This is a genomic window from Modestobacter sp. SYSU DS0875, from assembly GCF_054050915.1.
The window spans coordinates 23,621-46,323 of record NZ_JBJHAH010000028.1 but is presented as its reverse complement, the minus strand read 5'-3'; the positions used below and the strand labels follow the sequence as shown (position 1 = coordinate 46,323).

Here is a 22,703-nt window from a genome sequence, read left to right as displayed (position 1 = left end):
ATGGGTTCCAGGCAGGTGCTGCGGCGCGTGGTGCCCTGGCTGGCCGTGGGCGTCCCGCTGGTCGAGGCCGGGCTCGTGGTCGCCGGCGTGCTGCCCGTCCGGACCGCGGTCGTCGTCGCCGTCGTCCTCGAGGTGCTCGTCGCCGGGGTGTTCCTCGCCGAGCTGGCGCTGTTCCGGGGGGCCTACCGCCGGACCCGGGTGACCGGGGCCGGCCGGGGGACGGCGGTGCTGGCCGGAGCCGATGCGGCGCTGCCGCGGCCGGTGTACCGGCTGGTCCGCTCCGAGCTGGGCGTGCTCCGGGCGCTGGGCTGGGCGGTCCGCCGGCACACCGTGGTTCGGCCGGGGGAGGAGGCGTTCACCTACACGTCCCGGATCGGGGTGATGCTCGGCACGGTCATCGGGCTCACCCCGGTGGAGATCGGTGTGGTCCACCTGCTGCTGCCCTGGCCCACCGTGCGCTGGGTGGTGTTCGCACTCGCGGTGTGGGGGATGGTCTGGCTGATCGGGTTCACGCTGTCGCTGCGGCAGAGCCCGCACACCCTGGGCACCGACGTGCTGACCCTGCGGTTCGGGCAGCTGCGGACGGTCCGGGTCCGGCTCGCCGACGTCACCGAGGCCCGGGTCGTCGCCACCGACGGGGCGAAGCGGACCCTGGAGGTCGCCGCCGGGCTGGTCGCCCTGAGCGTCATGGAGGAGACCAGCGTCCGGCTGGCCCTGCGCCCCGGAGCGGCGGTCGACCTCGACGGGCAGGCCGTGCCGGCGGAGGCCGTCGCGCTCTTCGCCGACGACCCCCGCCGCCTGGTCCGCGAGCTGCGGACCAGGCTGGCCGACCCCGCGAGGGGCTGAGCCCGGCCGCTCGACCGGGGACTCAGCCCTGGGCGATGGCCTCGGTGAGCAGGTCCCGGGTCAGCCCGACCTGCCACTCGCGGGCACCACCGGCGCGCAGCGCGGCGGCGACCGAGTCGGCGTCGGCCGGAGACGGCGGGGCCCACATGAGCCGCCGGACGAGGTCGGGGGAGAGGATGTTCTCCACCGGCACCGACCACTGCTCGGAGACCTGCGCGAGCCCGGCCCGCGCGGCCTTGAGCCGGGCGGCGGCAGCGGGGTCGCGGTCGGCCCAGCGGTTCACCGGCGGCGGCCCCTCGCCGGGGCGGCTGTGCAGCGGCAGCTCGTCCTCCGGCAGCTCGCGCCCTCGGGTCAGCGCCCCGAACCAGGTGCCCACCAGCTTGCGGTTGGCCCGGCCGCGGAACACCGGCAGCTCCAGCAGGGCACCTTCGCTCTTCGGGTCGGCCTGCACCGCGGAGACCATCGCCGCGTCGGGCAGCACCCGGCCGGGGGCGACGTCGCGGCGGCGGGCCAGGTCGTCGCGGGCCTGCCACAGCGACCGGAGCATCCCCAGCTGCCGCCGGCTGCGCAAGCCGTGCATGCCCGACGTGCGCCGCCAGGGGTCGGCCTTCGGCGCGGGCGGGCCGGCGGCGAGGATCGCCTCGAACTCCTGCCGGGCCCACTCGGTCTTGCCCTGCTCCTCGAGCAGAGCGGCCAGCGCGTCGCGCAGGTCGACCAGCACCTCGACGTCCAGCGCGGCGTAGACCAGCCAGTCCTCGGGCAGCGGGCGGGTGCTCCAGTCGGCCGCCGAGTGACCCTTCTCCAGCCGGAAGCCCAGCAGCGACTCGACCACGGCGCCCAGCCCCACGCGGGGCAGGCCGGCCAGCCGGGCGGCCAGCTCGGTGTCGAACAGCCGGGCCGGGACCAGCCCGATCTCCGCCAGCGACGGGAGGTCCTGGTTGGCGGCGTGCAGCACCCACTCGGCGTCGGCGATCGCGGCCTGCAGCACCGAGAGGTCGGGCAGCGGCACCGGGTCGATCAGGCCGGTGCCGGCGCCCTCGCGGCGCAGCTGCACGAGGTAGGCCCGCTGCCCGTAGCGGTAGCCCGACGCCCGCTCGGCGTCGACGGCGACCGGCCCGGTGCCGGCGGCCAGCGCATCGGCGTAGGCGACCAGCGCCGTCGAGGTCTCGACGACCGGGGGCAGCCCGTCGCGCGGGGCCAGCAGCGGGATCGCGGGCGGGCCCTCGTCGACGGCGGGCTCCACGGTTGCGTCGGTGGGCACGGTCGCGTCGGTGGGCGCGGTGGACTCGGTGGGCAGCTGGGCGCCCGGGTCGGTGCTCAGTTGATGACCCCCGAACGGATGCCGAGCGCCACCATGTGCGCCCGGTCGCCGGTGCCCAGCTTGCGCGCGATGCGCGCCAGGTGGCTCTTCACGGTCAGTGCGGACAGGTCCACCTTCTCGCCGATCTCCTTGTTCGTGTGCCCGTCGGCCACCAGCCGCAGGATGTCCCGCTCGCGCGGGGAGAGCTCCCCGACGGCCTCCTCGACGCCGCTCTGGGTGAGCCCCTGGGCCAGGCTGCTGGCGATCCCCGGGTCGGCGTACACCTCGCCGGACAGCGCGGTGCGCAGCCCGTCGGTGAGCACGGCCAGCGGGCTGGTCTTCAGCACGTACCCCTGGACGCCGGCCAGGAAGGCGGTGCGCACCACCGCCGGGTCGGTGACGGCGGTGAGCACCACGGTCACCGGCCAGCCCTCGGTGCGCAGGGTGGGGAGCAGCTCCAGCCCCCGCCCCGGGTCACCGCCGCGGCCGGCGGTCTCCGGCCCGGTCTCGGGCAGGTCGACCTCCAGCACGCAGAGTGCCCGCGGGCCGGAGACGTGCGCCCGCACCCGCGCCTCCTCGAGTGAGGCGGCCTCCTCGACCTCCCGGGCACCGAGCGCCCGCAGCCGTCCGACCAGCGCCTCCCGGAGCAAGGGGGAGGGGTCGACGACGAGCGCGCCGGCGTGCGGACCGAAGAGGGCGCCGTCGGGCCATCCCGCACCTGCCCCCATCGACCCTCCCGCCGTGGGCCGGCCGCAGGTGGCCCGGACGCAGTTGGCGACCAGGCCGGTCCTCGGTCCGGCGTGTCCGATCACTCGGCGGCGCAACCGTTACGCCGAGTGGAGTACACCGGAGAGTCTAGGCGCGGTCGTCGCCGGTCCGCCCGTTCGCACCCAGCAGGTGGATGCCCACCGGCGGCAGTCCGGCGGCGTCGCCCAGCACCTCCAGCCAGGCGGCGAGGTGGCGGTCCAGGTCGGTGTCCTCGGCCGTCCACGAGGCGCGGATCTCCACCTCGACGGAGTGCTCCGGCGCGGCGATGGAGCCGAACCGGGTCGAGGCGGTGCGGGTGACGGTGCCGCCCACCGAGTGGTGCCGGGCGCCGGAGTCGGCCAGCGCGTCGGTCAGCCAGCTCCAGGCGACGTCGGAGAACATCGCGTCGTCGACCAGGTGCTCGTCGGTGAGCGCCGAGACGAAACCGACGCAGCGGGTGGTGCCCGCCCAGGCCTCGTGGCCCTCGGGGTCGAACAGCACGATGAACCGGCCGCTGGCCAGGTCGTCGTCGGGGTCGCCGGGCGAGGCCACCCGGGCGCCGATCGCGGCGGCGAACGGCGCCAGCCGTTGCGGTGCCGGGATGTGCTCCAGCTCCACCTCCGGGCGGGGGCGGACGGTGGCCAGGGCAGCGAGCGCGGCCTCGAACTCCGGCGGGCGCTCCGGGGCCTCCTCGGGCTGCCGCCCCTGCTCCGCGCGCGTGCGCTGCTGAACCACGCCCGCAGGGTAGGTGCCGGACGGTGGTCCGGGAGCCCCCGACGCGCGGCGCGACCCACCCGTGACCTCACCACCGGCTCCCGGAGGCGGGGGAGCGGTCGCCGCCGCGTCTGGGAGGATCGGCAGCCGTGGGCATCCCAGCGGCACCGGCCGCCGACTCCGATCTGGTCCGCGCTGCACGGGGGCTGCCGGTCTCACGCACCCCGGTGTGGTTCATGCGGCAGGCGGGCCGCTCGCTGCCCGAGTACCGGGCGCTGCGGGCGGGCACCGCGATGCTGGCCGCCTGCCAGGACCCCGACCTGGTCACCGAGATCACCCTGCAGCCGGTGCGCCGGCACGGGGTCGACGCGGCGATCCTCTTCTCCGACATCGTGCTGCCGCTGGTCGTGGCCGGGGTGGACATCGAGATCAAGCCCGGGATCGGGCCGGTGGTGGCGCAGCCGATCCGCACCGTCGCCGACGTCGACGCGCTGCCGGCGCTCGAGCCCGAGCGCCTGGAGTTCCTCGCCACCGCTGTCCGCCGGCTCGTCGCCGAGCTCGGCAGCACGCCACTGATCGGCTTCGCCGGTGCGCCGTTCACGCTGGCCACCTACCTGATCGAGGGCGGCCCCTCCAAGGAGCACGCCCGCACCAAGGCCTTCATGTACGCCGAGCCGGCCGCGTGGCAGCGCCTGCTGGAGCGGCTCGCGGTGAGCGCGGCGACCTTCCTGCGGGTGCAGGTCGACAACGGCGCCAGCGCCGTCCAGCTGTTCGACTCCTGGGCCGGGGTGCTGTCCGCCGTCGACTACGGCACCCGCGTGCTGCCGCACTCGCGCGCGGTGTTCGACGGCCTGGGTGACCGGGACGTGCCCAAGGTCCACTTCGGCGTGGGCACCGGGGAGCTGCTGCCGCTGATCGGCGACGCCGGCGCGGACGTCGTCGGGGTCGACTGGCGGGTGCCGCTGGACGAGGCCGCCCGCCGGGTGGGGCCGGGGTACTCGCTGCAGGGCAACCTCGACCCCGCGGTGCTGCTGGCCGACCGGGAGACGCTGGAGCGCGAGGTGCGCCGGGTCGTCGACCAGGGGCGTGCCGCCCGCGGCCACGTCTTCAACCTGGGCCACGGTGTGCTCCCCGAGACCGACCCCGATGCGCTGACCCGGGTGGTCGAACTGGTGCACGAGCTCTCCGCGAGATGAGCAGCCACCGGCTGGTCGTCGTCGGCGGCGGGCTCACCGGCCTCGCCGCGGCCTGGGAGTGGCGCCAGACCCATGCGGACGACGAGATCGTGGTGCTCGAGGCCGACCGGCGGCTCGGCGGCAAGCTGGACCGGGTCGAGCTGGCCGGGCAGTGGTACGACACCGGCCCCGAGGCGATGCTCGCCCGGGTGCCGGAGGCGGTCGAGCTGGTCGAGGCGCTCGGCCTGGGCGACCAGCTCGTCGAGCCGCGGACCACGCAGGCGTCGATCGTGCTGCCCGAGGGGCGCTTCGGCCTGCCCGCGGGCACCGTGCAGGGCGTGCCCACCTCCGCCGAGGGGCTGGCCGGCGTGCTGACCCCGGCCGGGGTGGCCCGGGTGGCCGCGGAGGCCGACCTGCCGCCGCTGCACCTCGACGGCGACGTCGCGGTCGGCCGGCTGCTGCGCGAACGGCTCGGCGACGAGGTCGTCGACCGGCTGGTCGAGCCGCTGCTCGGCGGGGTCTACGCCGGCCGGCCCGACGAGCTCTCCCTGGACGCCACGATGCCCGGGCTGGCCGCCCACCTCCGGGGGTCCACCTCCGTGCTCGGCGCGGCCACCGCCGCCCGGGACGCCGGTGCCCGCAGCCGCGGCGACGTCGACGGCCCGGTGTTCGTGACCGTGGCGCCCGGGATCGGCTCGCTCCCCGCCGCCCTGGTCGCGGCCAGCGGCGCCGACGTCCGGCTCGGCACGCGGGCCGATCGGCTGCGGCGCCGTGCCGGGGGCTTCGAGATCGAGCTGGCCGGCGGTGAGGTGCTCGCCGCCGACGCCGTCGTGCTGGCCACCCCGGCCGGGCCGACCGCCGCGCTGCTCGCCGACGTCGCGCCCGACGCGGTGGAGCCGCTGCGCGGCATCCCCTACGCGTCGATGGCCGTGGTGGCGATGGCCTTCCCGGCGCAGGACCTGCCGGCCGGGTCCGGGCTGCTGGTGCCGCCGCTGACCGGCCGGCTGGTCAAGGGCGTCACCGTCTCCTCCGCGAAGTGGCCGCACCTCTCCGACGGCGGGGTGCTCCGCGTCCGCTCCTCGGTGGGCCGCTTCGGGAACGACGCCGACCTGCAGCGCGACGACGCCGAGCTGACCGCCGCGGTGGTGGCCGACGTCGCCGAGCTGCTGGAGCTGGCCCGGCCCGAGCCGGTCGACACGCACCTGGTGCGCTGGGTCGACGGGCTGCCGCAGTACCTGGTCGGCCACCCCGGCCGGGTCGCCGCGATCCGGTCGGCGGTCGCCGCCGTGCCCGGGCTCGCCGTCGCCGGTGCCGCCTACGAGGGGGTGGGTGTGCCGGCCTGCATCCGCGACGCCCGCCGCGCGGTCGCCGCCATCGCCTGAACCGCCGGAGGCCGGCTCCCCACGTGGGGAACCGGCCTCCGGGGCGCTGCGGGGTCGCGCGGACCCCAGCCGTTGTGCAGGTCAGTCCTGGGCGGCCTCGGCCTGCCACATCCACCAGTGCTTCTCGAGCGCACCGGTGATCTCGATCATCAGGTCCTGGCTCACCTCGTCGTCCTCGGTCGCCTCGATCCGCTCGCGCATCCGCGCGACGACGACCTCGAACACCTCGACGAAGTAGCGGATGGCGTCGTCGGCGTGGATCCAGGCCACCGGCGGCTGGGGGAGCGCGGTGGCGCGCAGCGCCTCGGTGCGGCCGTCGGGCAGCACGCCGATCGCGGCGGCCCGCTCGGCCGCGGTGTCCTGGTACTCGCGGGCGGTGGCGACGACGTCGTCCAGCTGCAGGTGGATGCTGCGGAAGTTGCGGCCCACCAGCGTCCAGTGCACCTGCTTGGCGACCAGGCTCAGGTCGATCAGGTCGACGACGGCGCCCTGCAGCGCCTCGCCGGTGACCTTCTGCACGTCCTCGGGCAACGGGCTCTTGATGACGGCCATCTGTCCTCCTCGAATCGGGCTGACGGTGCAGCCGGTACAAGATCCGAGCAGTCGCTACCCTTCCCGCCCGCCGGGAGAAACCACCCGTGTCGAGCTTCACGATCATGATCGACCAAGGTCCCTGACCGGTCCGCTGCGGGCGGGGCGACAATGGGCGCATGAGCGCGGACGAGCAGCAGGCGGGCACCCGCAGTGCCGAGGAGATCAACGCACTGACCCGGTACACGATGTGGTCGGTGTTCAAGCTGGTCCGACCGCTGGCCGACGAGCAGCGCACTGCGCTGGCCGACGAGGTCAGCGGGCTGTTCGAGGAGCTCGCCGGCAAGGACGTCGTCGTCCGCGGCACCTACGACGTCGCCGGGCTGCGCGCCGACGCCGACCTGATGATCTGGTGGCACGCCGGCGACCCGGAGGCGCTGCAGGAGGCCTACACCCGGTTCCGCCGCACGGCGCTCGGCCGCCAGATGGAGCCGGTCTGGTCGCAGATGGGCATGCACCGCCCGGCCGAGTTCAACCGCAGCCACGTGCCGGCGTTCCTCAACGACGAGGAACCGCGGCACTTCATCTGCGTCTACCCGTTCGTGCGCTCCTACGAGTGGTACCTGCTGCCCGAGGACGAGCGCCGGGAGATGCTGCACGAGCACGGCATGCAGGCCCGCCCGTTCCCGGACGTCCGCGCCAACACCGTCTCCTCCTTCGCCCTGGGCGACTACGAGTGGCTCCTCGCCTTCGAGGCCGACGAGCTCCACCGGATCGTCGACCTGATGCGCGCCCTGCGGGCCAGCGCCGCCCGCCGGCACGTGCGGGAGGAGGTGCCCTTCTACACCGGCACCCGCAAGGCGGTCGCGGAGCTCATCGCCGACCTGCCCTGACACGGCGGTCCTGGCGGATCGCGCCGCAGCCGCCTCCCGTGCCCGGCCGGGGCGGCGGATCGTCCCCGGCCCGGGCGGTGGCTGGTCCGGGTCCTGCGGCTCACCGCCCCAGGCCCGCGTCGCGGGCGCGGACGATCGCCTCGGCCCGGTCGGCCACCTGGAGCTTGCTGAGCACGTTGGAGACGTTGTTGCGCACCGTCTTCGGCGACAGGTACAGCGCGGCGGCGATCTGGGCGTTCGACCGGCCGGCGGCGACCAGGTCCAGCACCTCGCGCTCCCGGGCGGTCAGCTGCGGGAAGGCGGTGGCCGGGCCGGCCGGGCCGGCGGTGAAGAACTCGGCGATCCGCCGGGCCAGGGCGGCACCGAACACCGCGCCGCCCGCCGCCACCGTGGTGATGGCCCGGACCACCTCCTCCTGGTCGGCGCCCTTGAGCAGGTAGCCGCGGGCGCCGGCCCGGACGGCGGCGAACACGGTGCCGTCGTCCTCGCTCATCGTGAGCACGACGACGCCGACCGACGGCTGCTCCGCGGTGACCCGCCGGGTGGCCTCGATCCCGTCCAGCCCGGGCATCTGCACGTCCATCACCACCACGTCCGGCTGCTCCTGGCGGGCCAGGGTCACCGCCTCCGCGCCGTCGGCCGCCGTGCCCACCACGGCGATGCCCGGCACGGACGAGAGCAGCGCGGCCAGCCCCTCCCGGTAGACCGGGTGGTCGTCGGCGACCACCACCCGCAGCGGCTCCTCGTCGACGACCGGATCAGCCACCAGCGCTCCTTCCCGCCACGGGCAGGACCGCCCGCACCTGGGTCCCACCCTCCGCCGGGCACCCGACGGTTCCCCAGCCGCCCAGTTCCGCGGCCCGCTCGCGCAGTGACGCCAGCCCCACCCCGGCCGGGGCGTCGGGGCCGATCCCGCGCCCGTCGTCGGTCACGCTGACCACCAGCGCGCCGTCGACCCGGTCGAGCTCGACGCGGCAGTGGTCGGCGTGGGCGTGCCGGGCCACGTTCGCCAGCGCTTCCGACGCGATCCGGTAGGCGGCCACCTCGACCGCCGCGGGCAACTGGTCGACCTCGCGGCCGGCGGTCACCGTGACGGCCACGCGCGGGGCGAGGAGCCGCTCCGCCTGCTGCCGGACCGCGCCGACGAGGCCGAGGTCGTCCAGCGCGGGCGGGCGCAGGTCGTGCACCAGCCGGCGCACGTCCGCGAGGGCGGCGGCCACCTCCTCGCGCGCCTGCCGGAGCACCCGGTCGGCCTCCTCGGGCCGGGACCCGGCCAGGTTCCGGGCGGTGTCGATGCGGAGCACGACGGCCCCCAGGCTGGGGCCGAGACCGTCGTGGAGGTCCCGTCGCAGGCGCCGGCGCTCCTCCTCCCGCGCGGTCACCAGCTGCTCCCGGCTGGCCTGCAGCTCGACCGCGAGCGCGCTCGACCGGGCAGCTGCCGCGGCCTGCCGGACGACGTCGGCCAGCAGTCGTTCGTCCCGCCCGAGCAGGGAGGCGTGGAGGCCGGCGCGGGGGAGGAGGAGGTGGCCCACCTGCTGGCCACGGAAGGAGATCGGCAGCGACTGCACCTCGGCCGGCCGGGTGCCGTGCTCGGCGACCAACTGGTCGCCCTCGGCGTGGTCGACCGCCACACCGACGTAGGGGGAGCGGAAGGCCTCCGCCACCGTCCGGGCGACGGTCAGCAGTTGCTCACCGGCGTCGGTGGAGCGTTCCAGCTGCTCGGCGAGGCCGGAGACCACCCGGTAGGGGTCCTCCCGGTCACCCAGCACCCAGCGGCGCACGACCCGCCAGAGCTGGGCCCGCAGGGGCACGTAGACGGCGGTCACCAGCAGGAGCGCCAGCAGCGCCACGTCGCGCTGCTCCAGCCGGTCGCCCAGCAGCGCCCCGGTGGTCGCGACGACGGCCAGGTCCAGCAGGACGACGGCGACCGCGAGCCCGCCGTACACCAGCGTCCCGCCGAGCAGCCGGTCGATGTCGACCGCCCGCGGCCGGACGATGCCCACGGTGACGGCCAGTCCGGTGAGCCCCACTGCCAGGGACAGGCCCAGGGAGGCGGCGTCGCCCGGCGTCAGCAACGTCGCGAGCATCACCAGCAGGTCGACGACGCCGGCCCACACCAGCCACCGCATCTGCCGGCGTCGCTCGCCGTGGGCCCGCCGGTGCCGGCCCAGGACCACCAGCAGCGGCACCACGACACCCAGCAGCGCGGCCGGGAAGGCCAGGTGCAGCAGGGGCAGCACGAGCTCGGCCGGCAGGGGCAGGCTCGTCGGGTCGACGTCGATGCGGTGGTACGCCGGCGGCAGCGACGTGCCCGCGCGGGCGTCGGCGATCTCCGCGGGCACCACGAGCAGCAGCAGCGGCAGCAGCGACGTCAGCGCCAGGCTGACCACCGACACCACCCGCCACCCGCCGCGGGGGAGCTGCCCGTCGGGGTAGAGGAGCAGCAGCAGGGGCAGACCCAGCAGCAGCGACGCCCCCAGCCGTTGGACCACCCAGAAGGCGGCCGTGGCCAGTGGCAGCACCGGGTCGTGCCAGAGCGCCCAGGTCAGCCAGGAGCCGGCCAACCCGTCGACGGCCCACAGCAGCGCGGTGGCGGCGAGCACCCAGGACAGCGGGTTCCGGTGTGCCCGGCGCAGCAGCACGTGGGCGGGAACGGCCAGGAGCGCGCCCGGGAGCCCGACCAGCCAGCCGAGCCCGTTCTCCGTCGCGGCCCGGGCCGCGGGCGGGGTGACGAGGTCCAGCCCGACCGCGCCGGCCATGGCCAGCAGGCAGATCGCCGGGACCGTCCACGCGACGACGTGCACCCACGTCGGCTCGGTGCGCCGGTGCCCCGCCGCGGCGTCCGGCTCGGCGGTGGGCACCGCGGAGGCCGGTGCCGGGGCCCGGCCGGACGCCCGTGCACCGGCGTCCGTGGTGGTCTGGCTGTGCACCCGCGGATCATCGCCGGTCCGGCGTCCCGGCGGGGAGAGGCAGGCGTCCCGGTGGATCCGGGACGGTGAACGGGACCGGGAACGGGGCGCTGCGCTCTGGGCGCCCGGGACGCCGTCCCGCGACGGTTCCTCCCGTCGCGGTGCACTGGGCACCGCCCGGACCACAGAGGACCCCCGATGTCGCTGAGCACCAACCCCGCCCCCGCCCGCACCGACGTGCCCGGCTTCGACCGAACGACCACGCCGCCGCCGTCGACGCCGTCCGCACGGATGGTCCGAAGGGCCGGGGCGGGGGTCGCTGCCGGCTCCGCGGCCTGGGCCGGGGGGATCCTGGCCTTCGGGCTCACCCCGGTCGACGGCTGGCAGGGCGTCACCTACGACCTGTCGTCGCTGGCGTTCCAGCTGGGCCTGGTCGCCCTGGTGACCGTCCAGCTGCGCACCGGCGCCATCGGAACCGGTCGCCTGGCCCGCGGCCTGCTGCACGCCGAGCACGTGCTGCTCGTGCTGGCGATCGCGTCCACGGTGACCTGGATGGTCACCTCGGAGGCCCAGCGCGAGACGACCTGGTTCCTGCTGCTGGACTCCTGCTGGCCGCTGTCGATGATCGGCATGTTCGCCATCGGGATCCGGATCGCCATCGCCGGCCGGTGGCGGGGGGCGGCGCGGTTCTGGCCGCTCGGGGCGGAGAGCTGGGCGCCGGTGGTCATCCCGGTCAGCGCCGCGCTGCCCGACGTGGCCGGCCCGGTCGCGGCCGCGCACCTGGTCCTGGGGTACGCCGCCCTGGGCGTCGTCCTGGCCCGCCGGCCGGAGCTGACCGGGGCCGGCGACTGACCCGGCTCCGACGCGACAGCACCCCCGCCCCGTGCTCCCGGGCGGGGGTGCTGTTCGCGTGGTGCGGGGTCAGCCCTCGGCGGGGTGCAGCCGGATGCTGACCGAGTTGATGCAGTAGCGGTCGCCGGTGGGGGTCTGCGGGGTGTCCTCGAAGACGTGGCCCAGGTGGCTGTGGCAGCTGCCGCAGAGCACCTCGGTGCGCACCATGCCGTAGCTGGTGTCCTGGCGGAGGACGACGTTGTCCGCGGCGGACGGCGCGTAGAACGACGGCCAGCCGCAGTGCGAGTCGAACTTCGTCTGCGAGGTGAACAGCTCGGCGCCACAGGCCCGGCAGGAGTACGTGCCGACGGTCGTGGTGTCGACGTACTCACCGGTCCCCGGCCGCTCGGTGCCCGCCTGGCGCAGGACGGCGTACTCCTCCGGCGACAGCTGGGCGCGCCACTCCTCGTCGCTCTTGACGACCCGGGGCTGGGCGGCGGGTGTGGTCGGCTGGGAGGCGGATGTGGTCATGGGTCCACGGTACGGCGGGCGTGCCACCGGCCACCCCGCCGAATGACCCGGGTGCCCCGCGCCCGGCCGGGACGGCGGACACTGGTCCGGTGACCGCACCCGATCCCCAGCAGCCCCTGTCCGACGTGTGGTTCACCCGCGACCTGCCGGTGCTGCGGGCGATCGTGCGGCTGCTCGACGAACCGCCGCACGGCAGCGCCCCCTACCTCGGCGCGGTGGTCCCGGCCAGCGGGCTGCCGAAGCCGCAGGTGGTGTCGGCGGCCAACGCCCTCGTCGCGGCCGGCTACGTCGTGGCGCTGACCAACCACGCCGGGGACGTCGTCCGGTTCACCTCCGCCTCCGCGGAGGCGCGCCGGCTGGCCGGTCTGTGGCCGACGCCGCAGGGGGAGTGGGAGCGGCTGCTGGAGCAGCTGGAGGTCCGGGCGGCGAACGCGCTCAGCGACGTCGAGCGCGACCGCTGGCGTGCCTTCGCCGACGCCGCGGCCGCGGTGGGCCCGCACGACGGCGCCCTGCTGATGTCGGCGCTCATCGGCGGCTACGTCCCGCGCGCCCGCTGAGCTCCCCGTGCGCTGAGCCTCGCCGGGCCGCCGTCCGTTGTGCACTCGTCGCCGGTCTCGGATGGCCGGACTGACGACGAGTGCACAACGGCGGGGCGGGGCCTCGGGTGGAGGACGCCGGAACGAAGACAGCGCCCCCACCCGGCGTACCGGGTGGGGGCGCTGCAGGTCTTCCTGGGGCCGCGATCAGCCCAGCTCTGAGGAGATCAGAGCGGGTTGACGTTCGCCGCCTGCGGGCCCTTCTGGCCCTGCTCGACGTCGAACGAGATGCGCTGACCCTCGTCGAGCGAGCGGTACCCGCTGGACTGGATGGCCGAGTAGTGGACGAAGACGTCCGGGCCGCCCCCGTCAGGGGTGGCGAAGCCGAACCCCTTCTCGGCGTTGAACCACTTCACTGTTCCTTCGGGCATTGCTCGCTCCTAGCTGCGGTGGTGCATCGGGGTCCTGCCAGTGCGCAGGGCCTTCCCGACAGACAGAACCCTAGCGGCTCCAGCGCCTCCGTGGGGGATCAGGGACAGATCTTGCACCGACACGGTGGTCAGAGCAGCCGGCCGTCGTCCTCGGGGAAGGCGCGCGCGGTGCCGCTGGCGGGGGCGTAGGCGTTGACCGGGGACCGCGGTGCCGCGTCCTCCGGGCGGTCGCCGGGCGACCAGGGCAGGGCCGGTCCGGCGGCGGGCAGCGCCCAGCGTGCCGGCCGCCACGACTGCACCTCGATGGGCTCCTGCTCGGCGGCCCACAGCTCCTGGGCGAGCCGGGCCTGCTCCTCGCGGTAGGTGCGGACCCAGCGGCGCCAGCGGTGTCCGAGCACGTCCAGGGCGACCAGCACGGCGACGAGCACGGCGACGGCGAGCATCGCGTCGGTGACCGCGGCCGCGACGTCCAGCGGGCTCAGCTCGGGCCAGCCGACGCTCTCCAACTGGTGCCCGATGATCTCGATGACGACGTACAGCACGCCGTACACCAAGAACGAGGCCCGCATCCCTGCACTCCTGTCGTCGGAACTGACTCCAGCTCAACGACAGCTGGGGTACCGAGGGAGAGGCCGCGGGGCACGCTCGGGCGCCGGGACCACCCGAAGGGGTGAGGCCGCAGTGTTCGTGCCGATCGGGGTGGTCGCCCTGGCGCAGCACCCGCCGACGTCGGTCGCGCTCGGCTGCGCGGTCACCGCCGGGCTGCTGGCCTCGGCGGTGCCGCTCGTGGTCGACGTGGCCGCGCTGCGCCGGGTTGCCGACCAGCGCCTACGGCCGGTTCACGAGCGTCCACCCGGTGCTCGCCGCGCTGGTCGGGCTGGGTCAGGCGCTGAGCTGGGACGCGTGGCTGGGCATCCCCGCGATCGTCGGCGCCAACGCCGGCAGCCGGCTCGCTGCCGGGCGGCGGACGGTCAGCTCAGCTGCGCGGCGACCATCGGGGTCAGCGTCAGGTGCGGGTTGTTCCGCTCCAGCACCCCCAGTGCCCACTTGTTCGTGAACAGCGCCAGCAGCTCACCGTCGGCGCGCTGCATGACCTCGACGTCGCGGGCCTTGGCCAGCTCGGGGGCGGACGCGGCATCGGTGATCCGGGCGATCTGGTAGGGCAGCGGCTCCAGGGAGATGCGGGCGCCGAACTCGTGCTCCATCCGGTGCGCGGCCACCTCGAACTGCATCGGTCCGACGACCGCGAACACCGGGGCGCCGTCACCGCGGCGCTCGGAGACCAGCACCTGCACCACGCCCTCGCCGCCGAGGGTGTCGATGCCCTTGCGGAACTGCTTGTACTTGCTGGTGTCGGCGGCCCGGACCACCGCGAAGTGCTCCGGCGCGAAGGTGGTCACCGGCGGGTAGCTGACCGGGTGGTCGGCGTAGAGGGTGTCGCCGATGCCCAGGGCGGCGGCGTTGACCAGGCCGACGACGTCGCCGGGGTAGGCGGTCTCGATCGTCTCCCGTTCGCGGCCGAGGACCTGCTGGGCGTACTTGGTGGCGAACGGGCGGCCGGTGCGCGCGTTGGTGACCACCATGCCGCGCTCGAACACCCCGGAGCAGACCCGGATGTAGGCCAGCCGGTCGCGGTGGCCGGTGTCCATGCCGGCCTGCACCTTGAAGACGAAGCCGCTGAACGGTGCGTCGACCGGGTGTGGCTTGCCCTCGGCGTCTGGCCGGTCGGCCGGTGCCGGTGCCATCGTCACCAGCACGTCGAGGAGCTGGCCGACGCCGAAGTTGGAGACGGCGGAGGCGAAGAGCACCGGGGTGGTGGCGTGGGCCAGGAACAGCTCCTGGTCGTGGACCTGGCCGGTCTCGGCCAGCAGCTCGGACTCCTCGACCGCGGTCACCCAGGCGTCGCCCTCGCGGGCCAGCGCCTCGTCGGCGGGGAACACCTGCTCGGGGGCGATGGTGGCGCCGCCGGCGGTGCGGGTGAAGTGCCGGTAGCTGCCGTCGCGGCGGTCCAGCACGCCGCGGAAGTCCCCGGCGATCCCCACCGGCCAGGTCAGCGGGGTGGGGGTGAGGCCGGTGCGGTCGGCGATCTCGTCCATCAGGGCGAGGGCGTCCATGCCGGGGCGGTCCCACTTGTTGACCACGGTGATCACCGGGATGCCGCGGTGCTTGCAGACGGCGAACAGCTTCATCGTCTGCGCCTCGAGGCCCTTGGCGGCGTCGATGAGCATCACCGCGGCGTCGACGGCGGTGAGCACCCGGTAGGTGTCCTCGGAGAAGTCGGCGTGGCCGGGGGTGTCCAGCAGGTTGACGACCGCCTTCTCCCCGCCGGCCGGGCCGTACTCGAACTGCAGGGCCGCGGAGGTGATGGAGATGCCGCGGTCGCGCTCCATGTCCATCCAGTCCGACACCGTGCCCCGCCGGCCGGCCTTGCCGTGCACCGCGCCGGCCTGCCCGATCACCCGGGCGTGCAGCGCCAGCGCCTCGGTCAGCGTCGACTTCCCGGCGTCCGGGTGGCTGATCACCGCGAACGTCCGCCGGCGCTTCGCCTGCTCGAGGACTGCCTGCTCCAGCACTGCCTGCTCACTCACGCTGCACTCCTCCTCACCGGGCATGCGTCGGCCAGGGAGGACGTGCGCCGGTGCCCTCGATGGTAGGCCGTGCGGACCGGTGGATCAGCGGGCCTGGTCGCTCCGGGTGCCGGCCGGTGCCGGCAGCCGCAGCCAGCCGGTCGACGGGGTGACGACGGCGGAGACGGGCTGGTCGTGCGGTTCGGCGGGCAGGTGGTCGACCAGTTCGTCGTCGAACACCAGGGCCACCAGCAACGCGTCGGGCCGGGCGTGCCGGAGCGCGCGGTCGTAGTACCCGCCACCGCGGCCGAGCCGGACCCCCGCCCGCGACACCGCGAGGGCGGGGACGACGACGACGTCGGCGGCCGCGAGCTCGGCCGGACCGAACCGGGGGCCCACCGGCTCGGACAGCCCGAACCGCCCCACGACGAGCTGCTCGGTGTGCACCGCCCACTGCAGCTCGTGACCGACGGCGGGGACGACGGGCAGCAGCACCCGGGCGTCGAGCTGGTCCAGAGCGGCCGGGAGCAGCGGTGCCCCCGGCTCGACCGGTTCGGGGGCGTAGGCGGCGATCGTGCGGGACCCCGTCAGCCCCTGCAGCAGGGCACCGGTGATCGCGGCGGCGGCCGCGGCCCGCTCCTCGGCGGGGCGGGCCGCGCGGCGGGCCAGCAGGCCTCGCCGGTAGGCGGCCTTGGCCCGCGCCTCGTCCTGGTGTGCTCCGCCCGAGGCGGCCGCCCACCCACTCGCCGCGGACATCAGCGGGCGATGCGCTCGCGGACGGCCGCCTCGACGGCGTCGGCCCGGCGGAGCAGGTCGTCGACGCGGTCCAGGGACGCGCCGAGGTCGGCCCGGGCAGCCTCGTCGGGGATGCCCCGGAGGTTCACCTCGACCGCCAGCCGGGCCGTGGTGGCCGCCGCGCGGGCGGCGGCGGTGGCGGCGGCGACGTCGCTGACGACGTTGGGGTTCGCGATGGGCAGCAGCCGCTCGGCCAGGGGGAGGAGGGTGACGGCCGCCTCGATGACGTCCCGCGGCGGCTGGGCCGCCTGGAGCTGGGCGGCGCGGACGGCCTCACGCCGGGACTCCTGCTCCTCCGGGGTGTCCCTGGGCAGCCGGTAGGCCGCGGTGACTGCGGTGAACGCGGTCTCGTCGGCCGCTGCCGCGGCCAGGCAGGTGGCGCGGACGGCGTCGGCCTCGGCGATCACCGCCGAGACGAGGTCGCGGTGCTCGGCGTACTCGTCCCCGGTGGTGAAACGGCCGACCATGGCGACGAGCGAGGCCGACAGCGCCGCCTCGATCGCCGCGGTGGCGCCGGCGCCCGGGGCGGGCAGGCGGGCAGCCAGCTGGCCCAGGAAGTCGCCCAGCGGCTGGACGTCGACCTCGGGAGCATCTGCCGGCGTCGTCATGCGGTCACTGTGCCAGCCACCCGTCCCGCCAGCGACTCGTCGGACGGACTCGTCGGGCATCCCGGCAGGTCAGGTGGTCGGGGCCTTCTTCGCGCGGCTGGGCTGCACCCGCATCGGCTCGCCGGGCATCTTCGGGTAGTCCGGCGGATAGGGCAGCTCGCCCAGCCCGAGGTCGCGCTCCTGCTTGTCCGCCAGCTCGACCAGCGGGGTGAGGTCGAAGGCGTGGTCGGCCAGCCCGGCGTGCTTGTCGCCGACCGCGGCGAACCGCGCCGGCATCGTCAGCACGTCGAAGTCGAACGGGGAGACGTCGGGCAGCTCGTCCCAGTCGACCGGGGCGGAGACCGGCGCGTGCGGCTTGGGCCGGATGGAGTACGCGGACGCGATCGTGCGGTCCCGGGCCATCTGGTTGTAGTCGATGAAGATCTTCTCGCCGCGCTCCTCCTTCCACCAGTTCATCGTCACGCGGTCGGGGATGCGCCGTTCCAGCTCGCGGCCGAACGCGATCACCGCGCGGCGCACCTCGGGGAAGGTCCAGCGCGGCTGGATCGGCACGTAGACGTGCACGCCGCGGCCACCGGAGGTCTTCGGCCAGCCCTCCAAGCCGAACTCGTGCAGCAGCTCGCGCACGTGCGGGGCGACCCACACGGCGTCGCCGAAGTCGGTGCCCGGTTGGGGGTCCAGGTCGATGCGGATCTGGTCGGGGGACTCGACGTCGCCCTTGCTCACCGGCCAGGGGTGGAAGGTGAGCGTGCCGAGGTTGGCGCACCAGGCGACGACGGCGACCGAGTCGGGTGCGATCTCGTCGGCGGTCCGCCCGCTGGGGAAGGTGATGTGCGCGGTCGGCACCCACTCGGGGGCGTTCTTGGGCACCCGCTTCTGGTAGAAGGCGTCGCCGGTGTTGTCGGCCCGGGTGGAGATCCGCGCGCCCTCGAAGACGCCGCCGGGCCAGCGCTCCAGCGTCGTCGGCCGGTCGCGCAGCGCGGAGACGACGCCGTCACCGACCGAGACGAAGTACCGGACGACGTCGATCTTGCGGATGCCCTTGTCGGCGAAGTAGGGCTTCTCCGGGTTGCTCACCCGCACCTCGTGCCCGTCGACCTCCAGCACCACGGCGTCCTTGCTGCTGGCCATCGGGCTCCGTCCGCTCGGGTGCACTGCTCAGGCAGTGAGCCTCCGGGCTCGCGCGACGGGGCGCAAGGTCACGACGCCCCGTCGGGTCACGCCGGGCAGGTGATCCCCTCGGGCGGCGCGACCAGGTCGATCAGGTAGGCGTTGACCGCCTGGGTCACGCACTCGGTCTCGGGGTAGGCGGTGTGCCCGCTGCCCTCCCAGGTCAGCAGCACGCTGCTGTCCAGCTCGGCGGCCATGTCCGCCGCGCCCTGCGGTGGGGTCACCGGGTCGCCCTGGGTGCCGATGACCATGATCGGCGCGCTGCCCTCGGCGTCGCGCTCGGGCAGCGGGGTGGTCGGGGCGTCCCAGGCCGAGCAGGTGTAGAGCCCCAGGGCCGCGTCGGCCCCGAAGAGCGGGTACCGGCCGTTCCAGTCGGCGGCCAGCGCCGCCACCTGGTCGGTGGTGAACTGCTCCTGCCCGTCGGCGCAGCTGATCGCCAGGTTGGCGTCGACGACGTTGCTGTAGCTGCCGTCGTCACTGCGGCCGGTGTAGGTGTCGGCGAGGGTCAGGATGCCGGCGGCGTCGCCGTCGCGGGCGGCGGCCAGCGACTGGGCCAGCTGCGGCCAGGCGCTGGGCTGGTACAGCGCCGAGCGCACCCCGTTGAGCACCAGCCCCGCGGTGGCCTGCCGGGTCTCGCCCTCGCGGGAGCTGGGGATCGGCGCCGCAGCGGCCTGGTCGAGGATGCCGTTGAGCGCCGCCCGCGGGTCGTCGCCCAGCGGGCAACCGCTGATCAGGCCCGTGCAGTTGCCGGCGAACGCGTCGAAGGCGGCCTCGAAGCCGGCGGCCTGCGCCTCGGCCCGCTCCTGGGCGGTGGCGGTCGGGTCGACCGCGCCGTCGAGCGCCAGGGCACGCACCCGCTCGGGGAACAGCTCGGCGTAGGTCGAGCCCAGCGTCGTCCCGTAGGAGTAGCCGAGGAAGGTCAGCTGCTCGTCGCCGAGCGACTCGCGCACCAGGTCCAGATCCCGGGCCGTGTCGACGGTGTTGAAGGCGCCCAGCGCCTCGCCGTACTCCTCCTCACAGCTCGCTGCGACGTCCTCCACCAGGTCGAAGGTGGCGGTGAGGGAGTGGGCGTCCAGCGCGCGCGGGTTGCTCGCGAACAGCGCGTCCTTCTGCTCGTCGGAGATGCACTCGACCGGCCTGGAGAACCCGACCCCGCGCGGATCGACGCCCACGACGTCGAACCGGGCCAGCACCTCCGGCGGGAGCGTCAGCGCCGCCTGGATCGCCGCGTCGCCGGCCGAGAAGCCCGGCCCGCCCGGGTTGACCACCAGCGAGCCGATCTTGTCGGTCTGCCCGGCGGCGGTGGCACGCAGCAGGAACAGCTCCAGGTCGCCGCCCTCGAGGTCGTCGTAGTCGGCCGGCACGGGGGTGGTGCCGCACTCGAAGAGCAGCTCGCGCTCCGAGCCGGGGCGCCCGGCGATGATCTGGTCGATGTCGGCGTCGCAGTCGGTCCACTCGATCGGCTGCGCCTCCGGCTCGGCGGGGGCGGTGGGGGAGCTGCTGGCCTGCCCGGCGTCCTCACCGGAGGAGGTGCAGCCGCTCAGCGCCACGGCGGCGGCGAGGAGGGCCCCGCCCAGGGCGGCGATCGGTCGGCGGTGCGCGTACATGATCGCCCAGCGTAGGAGGCGATCGCGGAGGTGGCCGCCGCAACCACCGTGGTGAATGCCTCAGCCGGGTTCCGCTCCCTGGCCCGGGTCGGGTCAGCCGCCGAGGACCTCGTCCAGGTCGTACCGCACCGGCACCTCGAGCTGGTCGTAGGTGCACGAGCGGGCGTCCCGGTCGGTGCGCCACCGCTGGAAGTGGCCGGTGTGCCGCAGCCGGCTGCCCTCCAGCTGGTCGTACCTGATCTCCACCACGAGCTCCGGGCGCAGCGGCACCCAGGAGAGGTCCTTGCCGGCGTTCCAGCGGCTGGTCGCCCCGGGCATCCGGCGCTCGGCGTCCTCGCCCGGCCCTGCTGCCGACGTGGACGCGTTGGCCCAGTCCTGCCACGGGTGGCCGTCGAGCGCCTGGGCGCGGTAGGGGGCGAGCTCCTCGACCAGCTCGGCGCGGCGCTTCATGGTGAAGGAAGCGGCGACGCCGATGTGCTGCAGGGTGCCGGCGTCGTCGTAGAGGCCGAGCAGCAGCGACCCGACGACCGGGCCGCTCTTGTGCCAGCGGAAACCGGCGACCACGCAGTCGGCCGTGCGCACGTGCTTGACCTTGGTCATCACCCGCTGGTCGGGGGAGTAGGGCCGGTCGCCGCGCTTGGCGATGACGCCGTCCAGACCGGCGCCCTCGAACTCGCGGAACCACCGCTGCCCGGTCTCCGCGTCCTGGGTGATCGTGCTGACGTGCACCGGTGCCTGGGCGGTGGCCAGCGCATCGCGCAGCCGCGCCTGCCGCTGCGCGAACGGGAGCTCCATCAGCGACTCGTCACCGAGGGCGAGCAGGTCGAAGGCGACGAAGGACGCCGGGGTCTCGGCGGCCAGTTTGGTGACCCGAGAGGCGGCCGGGTGGATCCGCTGGAGCAGTGACTCGAAGTCGAGCCGGTCCCCCCGGGGGACGACGATCTCGCCGTCGACCACGCACCGCTCGGGCAGCTGCGCCTTCGCCGCCGCGACGACGTCGGGGAAGTAGCGGGTCAGCGGGCGCTCGTTGCGGCTGCCCAGCTCGACCTCGTCGCCGTCCCGGAACACGATGCAGCGGAACCCGTCCCACTTCGGCTCGTAGAACCAGCCCTCGCCGGTGGGCAGCGCGGCCGCGGGCTTGGCGAGCATCGGCTTGACCGGGGGGAGCACGGGCAGGTCCATGCGGTCAGTCAAGCAGTCCCGAGCGGTCGGGGAGCGGACCGATCCCGGCGTGCTCGGCACCGGCTCGGCGGGTCAGCGACCCGGTCACCCGCGGGACGGCCGCGCACACATCGACACCCTGCCAGGACGACACCGGCACCCGCTGAGTCGCCGCCGAACCGGCGATGAGCTCCCCTTCCTGATGACGGAGCACCGGTCGGCGGGCCGAGCGCGACACATCGCCACGTCGACATGGCGACGTGGCGACATGGCGCCACCGGCCTGCGGGTCAGAAGGGCGGTGGTTCGTCGGCCGGTTGCGATGGCGGTGGCGGCTGGAGGACCTCGGTGCCCCCTGCCACTGGCGAGCTCGCGTCGGGACCCTGCACGGGGGCCGAACCGGGTGATCGCGCGTCGGGTGGTTCGGGCTCCCGTGGTCGGAGGCCGGGTGGTCGGGTGGTGCGGGTGACGCCGGATGGTGTGGTGGCGTGCAGGGTGCCGTCGGGGTCCATCCGGAACGCCCAACCGGGGGCGTGGGTCTTGAGCCGGTGGTGGCTGCGGCACAGGCAGCAGAGGTTGGCGCAGTCGGTGGCGCCGCCGTCGGCGTGGGGGACGACGTGGTCGAGGTCGTGCCAGCAGACGCGTTGGCCGCAGTTGGGGAACTGGCAGCGCCGGTCGCGGGTGGTGACGAACGCGCGTTGCCGCGCGGTGGGCTCGTAGCGCTCGGTGGGTGGCGGTGGACCCAGCACCGGGCAGTCGCACGGGCCGCCACCATCTCCCTCGCCGGTTCCACTGCCCTGGCCGTCGTGGTCGGCGATGCCGGCGTCGGGGTGCTGGCGGCAGCCGCGCTTGGCGAGCCGAGCCAGTTCGGCCGGGGTGATGGTGGCCAGCAGTTCGCCGTCGGGGCCGGTGAGCGCGTAGCTGAGCGTGCCGCCGGTGGGGGCGGTGAGGCCCAGCGCGCCGACGCGGGTGAGCAGGTCGCGGAGGTGGGCGGCGGTGATCGGCAGCCCGTTCACCTCACCGGGCTCGGTGCTGCTGCCTTCCAGCGCCTGCAGGGCGGCGGTGACGGTCTGGTTCGCCGCCACGGTGGGCAGGCCGTGGTCGGCGGGCCGCCGGACCAGCATCGACAGGACGTGGGTGCGCAGCTGCCCGATCGGCCGCTCGTCACCGTCGGCCTTGAGCATCCGCGCCAACTGGTCGAGCAGGTCATGGCACTCGGCGGCCTCATCGGCCGGCAGGTCCGCCACCAGCACCGACCGCCCATCGGAGGAGGACGGGTAGAGCTTCACGTCGGCGCGCTTCTCCGCCTCCACCCGGGCCTCGTCGGCGGCGGCGGCATCGAAGCGCAACATGAGTTCGGTGGCCCGCTTGCCCAGCCCGGCCACCGACAGATCCCGAGCCTCACCCAGCAGCGCGTCCTCCACCCGCCCGGCGACCTCGGCACTGGTGTACTGCAGCGCATCCGCCAGCTGCTGCGCCCGGCGCTCGTCGAGCTGCCCGGCCCGCAGCGCGGCGAACGTCGCCGGCAGCTTCCGGGCCCAGGTCAACGCCCGGCTCAGCCGGGTCGCCGCCGTCGGCCGGCCGACGTTGAGCACCGTGGCCAGCTCGGCGGTGAAGAACTCACTCACCTCACCCTCGGCCGGCTGCGCGGTCCACCCCGCCCGCCGCGCACCCGGAGCACCAGGGGCGGGATCGGCCGAGGCGGGCCGCTGACCGGCCAGGCCCAGGATCAGCTCCGCCTCGTAGGCGGCATCCCGCGCCCGGCGCTGCTGCACCCGCTGCAGCTCCTCGGCCAGCTCCTCATCACTCAGCCAGGGAACGGGCAGCCGCGTGGGCTCGACGCGGTGATCGAGGACCCAGTCCACGACCAGCCCCTCGATCGTGCTCGACCCCGACCGCCTCGCCATGGATCGAACCTACGTTCGAGGTACGACAGTTTCCGGCGTCGCAGCGGGACGGCACCTGCGGGG

The 22,703-nt window shown here is 75.0% G+C and carries 22 protein-coding genes; 6 read left to right on the top strand and 16 right to left on the bottom strand.

The annotated features are described in order from the left end of the window. Nucleotides 1–846: a hypothetical protein gene (locus ACI79Y_RS15695; RefSeq protein ID WP_457159377.1), complete on the top strand. Its 846-nt coding sequence runs from the start codon at nucleotides 1–3 to the stop codon at nucleotides 844–846. 22 nt (nucleotides 847–868) lie between these two features. On the opposite strand, the gene ACI79Y_RS15690 is transcribed toward ACI79Y_RS15695, so the two are convergent. From ACI79Y_RS15690 to ACI79Y_RS15680, 3 genes are all read right to left on the bottom strand, one after another. Beyond that, nucleotides 869–2,107, bottom strand: a complete 1,239-nt coding sequence (locus ACI79Y_RS15690) for an HRDC domain-containing protein (protein WP_457159376.1) — start codon at nucleotides 2,105–2,107, stop codon at nucleotides 869–871. A gap of 56 nt (nucleotides 2,108–2,163) precedes the next feature. Next, complete coding sequence (locus ACI79Y_RS15685; RefSeq protein ID WP_457159375.1) at nucleotides 2,164–2,874, bottom strand: LuxR C-terminal-related transcriptional regulator; 711 nt, start codon at nucleotides 2,872–2,874, stop codon at nucleotides 2,164–2,166. 127 nt (nucleotides 2,875–3,001) lie between these two features. Next, entirely contained in the window at nucleotides 3,002–3,628 is a 627-nt protein-coding gene (locus tag ACI79Y_RS15680; RefSeq protein WP_457159374.1) for a DUF3000 domain-containing protein, read from the bottom strand. A gap of 128 nt (nucleotides 3,629–3,756) precedes the next feature. Here ACI79Y_RS15680 and hemE point away from each other — a divergent pair, with 128 nt between their 5' ends. Together hemE and hemG are read left to right on the top strand one after the other, a co-directional pair. Continuing rightward, nucleotides 3,757–4,803: a uroporphyrinogen decarboxylase gene (hemE, locus tag ACI79Y_RS15675; protein ID WP_457159373.1), complete on the top strand. Its 1,047-nt coding sequence runs from the start codon at nucleotides 3,757–3,759 to the stop codon at nucleotides 4,801–4,803. After that, nucleotides 4,800–6,164 carry a protoporphyrinogen oxidase gene (gene hemG / locus ACI79Y_RS15670; RefSeq protein WP_457159372.1) on the top strand — a complete coding sequence of 455 codons (1,365 nt, stop codon included), beginning with the start codon at nucleotides 4,800–4,802 and terminating at the stop codon, nucleotides 6,162–6,164. Before hemE ends, hemG begins: the two co-directional genes overlap by 4 nt. Before the next feature lie 81 nt (nucleotides 6,165–6,245). On the opposite strand, the gene ACI79Y_RS15665 is transcribed toward hemG, so the two are convergent. Continuing rightward, a complete protein-coding gene (locus ACI79Y_RS15665; RefSeq protein ID WP_457141468.1) occupies nucleotides 6,246–6,716 on the bottom strand; it encodes a Dps family protein in 471 nt (156 codons plus the stop codon). Nucleotides 6,717–6,874: 158 nt separating this feature from the next. Here ACI79Y_RS15665 and hemQ point away from each other — a divergent pair, with 158 nt between their 5' ends. After that, the gene (gene hemQ / locus ACI79Y_RS15660) at nucleotides 6,875–7,588 is read left to right on the top strand and encodes a hydrogen peroxide-dependent heme synthase (RefSeq protein WP_457159371.1); all 714 of its coding nucleotides are present in this window, start codon (nucleotides 6,875–6,877) and stop codon (nucleotides 7,586–7,588) included. A 100-nt stretch (nucleotides 7,589–7,688) separates the two neighbouring features. On the opposite strand, the gene ACI79Y_RS15655 is transcribed toward hemQ, so the two are convergent. Both ACI79Y_RS15655 and ACI79Y_RS15650 read right to left on the bottom strand, forming a co-directional pair. Next, complete coding sequence (locus tag ACI79Y_RS15655; protein WP_457159370.1) at nucleotides 7,689–8,354, bottom strand: response regulator; 666 nt, start codon at nucleotides 8,352–8,354, stop codon at nucleotides 7,689–7,691. Next, entirely contained in the window at nucleotides 8,347–10,518 is a 2,172-nt protein-coding gene (locus ACI79Y_RS15650) for a histidine kinase (protein ID WP_457159369.1), read from the bottom strand. Before ACI79Y_RS15650 ends, ACI79Y_RS15655 begins: the two co-directional genes overlap by 8 nt. Nucleotides 10,519–10,695: 177 nt before the next feature. Between ACI79Y_RS15650 and ACI79Y_RS15645 the strand changes: the two genes are divergently transcribed. After that, complete coding sequence (locus ACI79Y_RS15645; protein WP_457159368.1) at nucleotides 10,696–11,349, top strand: hypothetical protein; 654 nt, start codon at nucleotides 10,696–10,698, stop codon at nucleotides 11,347–11,349. A 69-nt stretch (nucleotides 11,350–11,418) separates the two neighbouring features. Here ACI79Y_RS15645 and msrB read toward each other — a convergent pair whose 3' ends face one another. Then, nucleotides 11,419–11,859 (bottom strand): peptide-methionine (R)-S-oxide reductase MsrB, encoded by a 441-nt coding sequence (gene msrB, locus ACI79Y_RS15640; RefSeq protein ID WP_457159367.1) that lies wholly within the window; start codon nucleotides 11,857–11,859, stop codon nucleotides 11,419–11,421. A gap of 89 nt (nucleotides 11,860–11,948) precedes the next feature. On the opposite strand from msrB, the gene ACI79Y_RS15635 reads away from it, so the two are divergent. Further along, the gene (locus tag ACI79Y_RS15635; protein WP_457159366.1) at nucleotides 11,949–12,416 is read left to right on the top strand and encodes a hypothetical protein; all 468 of its coding nucleotides are present in this window, start codon (nucleotides 11,949–11,951) and stop codon (nucleotides 12,414–12,416) included. 206 nt (nucleotides 12,417–12,622) lie between these two features. Here the strand turns inward: ACI79Y_RS15635 and ACI79Y_RS15630 are convergent, their stop codons facing one another. From ACI79Y_RS15630 to ACI79Y_RS15590, 9 genes are all read right to left on the bottom strand, one after another. Further along, on the bottom strand, nucleotides 12,623–12,826 hold the full coding sequence (locus tag ACI79Y_RS15630; RefSeq protein WP_153356009.1) for a cold-shock protein: 204 nt from the start codon (nucleotides 12,824–12,826) through the stop codon (nucleotides 12,623–12,625). 128 nt (nucleotides 12,827–12,954) lie between these two features. Beyond that, complete coding sequence (locus ACI79Y_RS15625) at nucleotides 12,955–13,395, bottom strand: hypothetical protein (protein WP_457159365.1); 441 nt, start codon at nucleotides 13,393–13,395, stop codon at nucleotides 12,955–12,957. Nucleotides 13,396–13,797: 402 nt separating this feature from the next. Next, complete coding sequence (locus tag ACI79Y_RS15620) at nucleotides 13,798–15,414, bottom strand: peptide chain release factor 3 (protein ID WP_457159364.1); 1,617 nt, start codon at nucleotides 15,412–15,414, stop codon at nucleotides 13,798–13,800. A gap of 84 nt (nucleotides 15,415–15,498) precedes the next feature. Beyond that, complete coding sequence (locus ACI79Y_RS15615) at nucleotides 15,499–16,149, bottom strand: 5-formyltetrahydrofolate cyclo-ligase (protein WP_457159363.1); 651 nt, start codon at nucleotides 16,147–16,149, stop codon at nucleotides 15,499–15,501. After that, a complete protein-coding gene (locus ACI79Y_RS15610; RefSeq protein WP_457159362.1) occupies nucleotides 16,149–16,796 on the bottom strand; it encodes a cyclodeaminase/cyclohydrolase family protein in 648 nt (215 codons plus the stop codon). The genes ACI79Y_RS15615 and ACI79Y_RS15610 overlap by 1 nt, the downstream gene beginning before the upstream one ends. Nucleotides 16,797–16,865: 69 nt before the next feature. Beyond that, nucleotides 16,866–17,927, bottom strand: a complete 1,062-nt coding sequence (locus ACI79Y_RS15605; protein WP_457159361.1) for a DNA polymerase domain-containing protein — start codon at nucleotides 17,925–17,927, stop codon at nucleotides 16,866–16,868. A gap of 86 nt (nucleotides 17,928–18,013) precedes the next feature. Further along, complete coding sequence (locus tag ACI79Y_RS15600; protein WP_457159360.1) at nucleotides 18,014–19,573, bottom strand: alpha/beta hydrolase; 1,560 nt, start codon at nucleotides 19,571–19,573, stop codon at nucleotides 18,014–18,016. A 93-nt stretch (nucleotides 19,574–19,666) separates the two neighbouring features. Continuing rightward, entirely contained in the window at nucleotides 19,667–20,755 is a 1,089-nt protein-coding gene (locus ACI79Y_RS15595) for an ATP-dependent DNA ligase (protein ID WP_457159359.1), read from the bottom strand. A gap of 268 nt (nucleotides 20,756–21,023) precedes the next feature. Then, nucleotides 21,024–22,640 carry a DUF222 domain-containing protein gene (locus ACI79Y_RS15590; RefSeq protein ID WP_457159358.1) on the bottom strand — a complete coding sequence of 539 codons (1,617 nt, stop codon included), beginning with the start codon at nucleotides 22,638–22,640 and terminating at the stop codon, nucleotides 21,024–21,026. Between the last annotated feature and the right edge of the window lie 63 nt (nucleotides 22,641–22,703).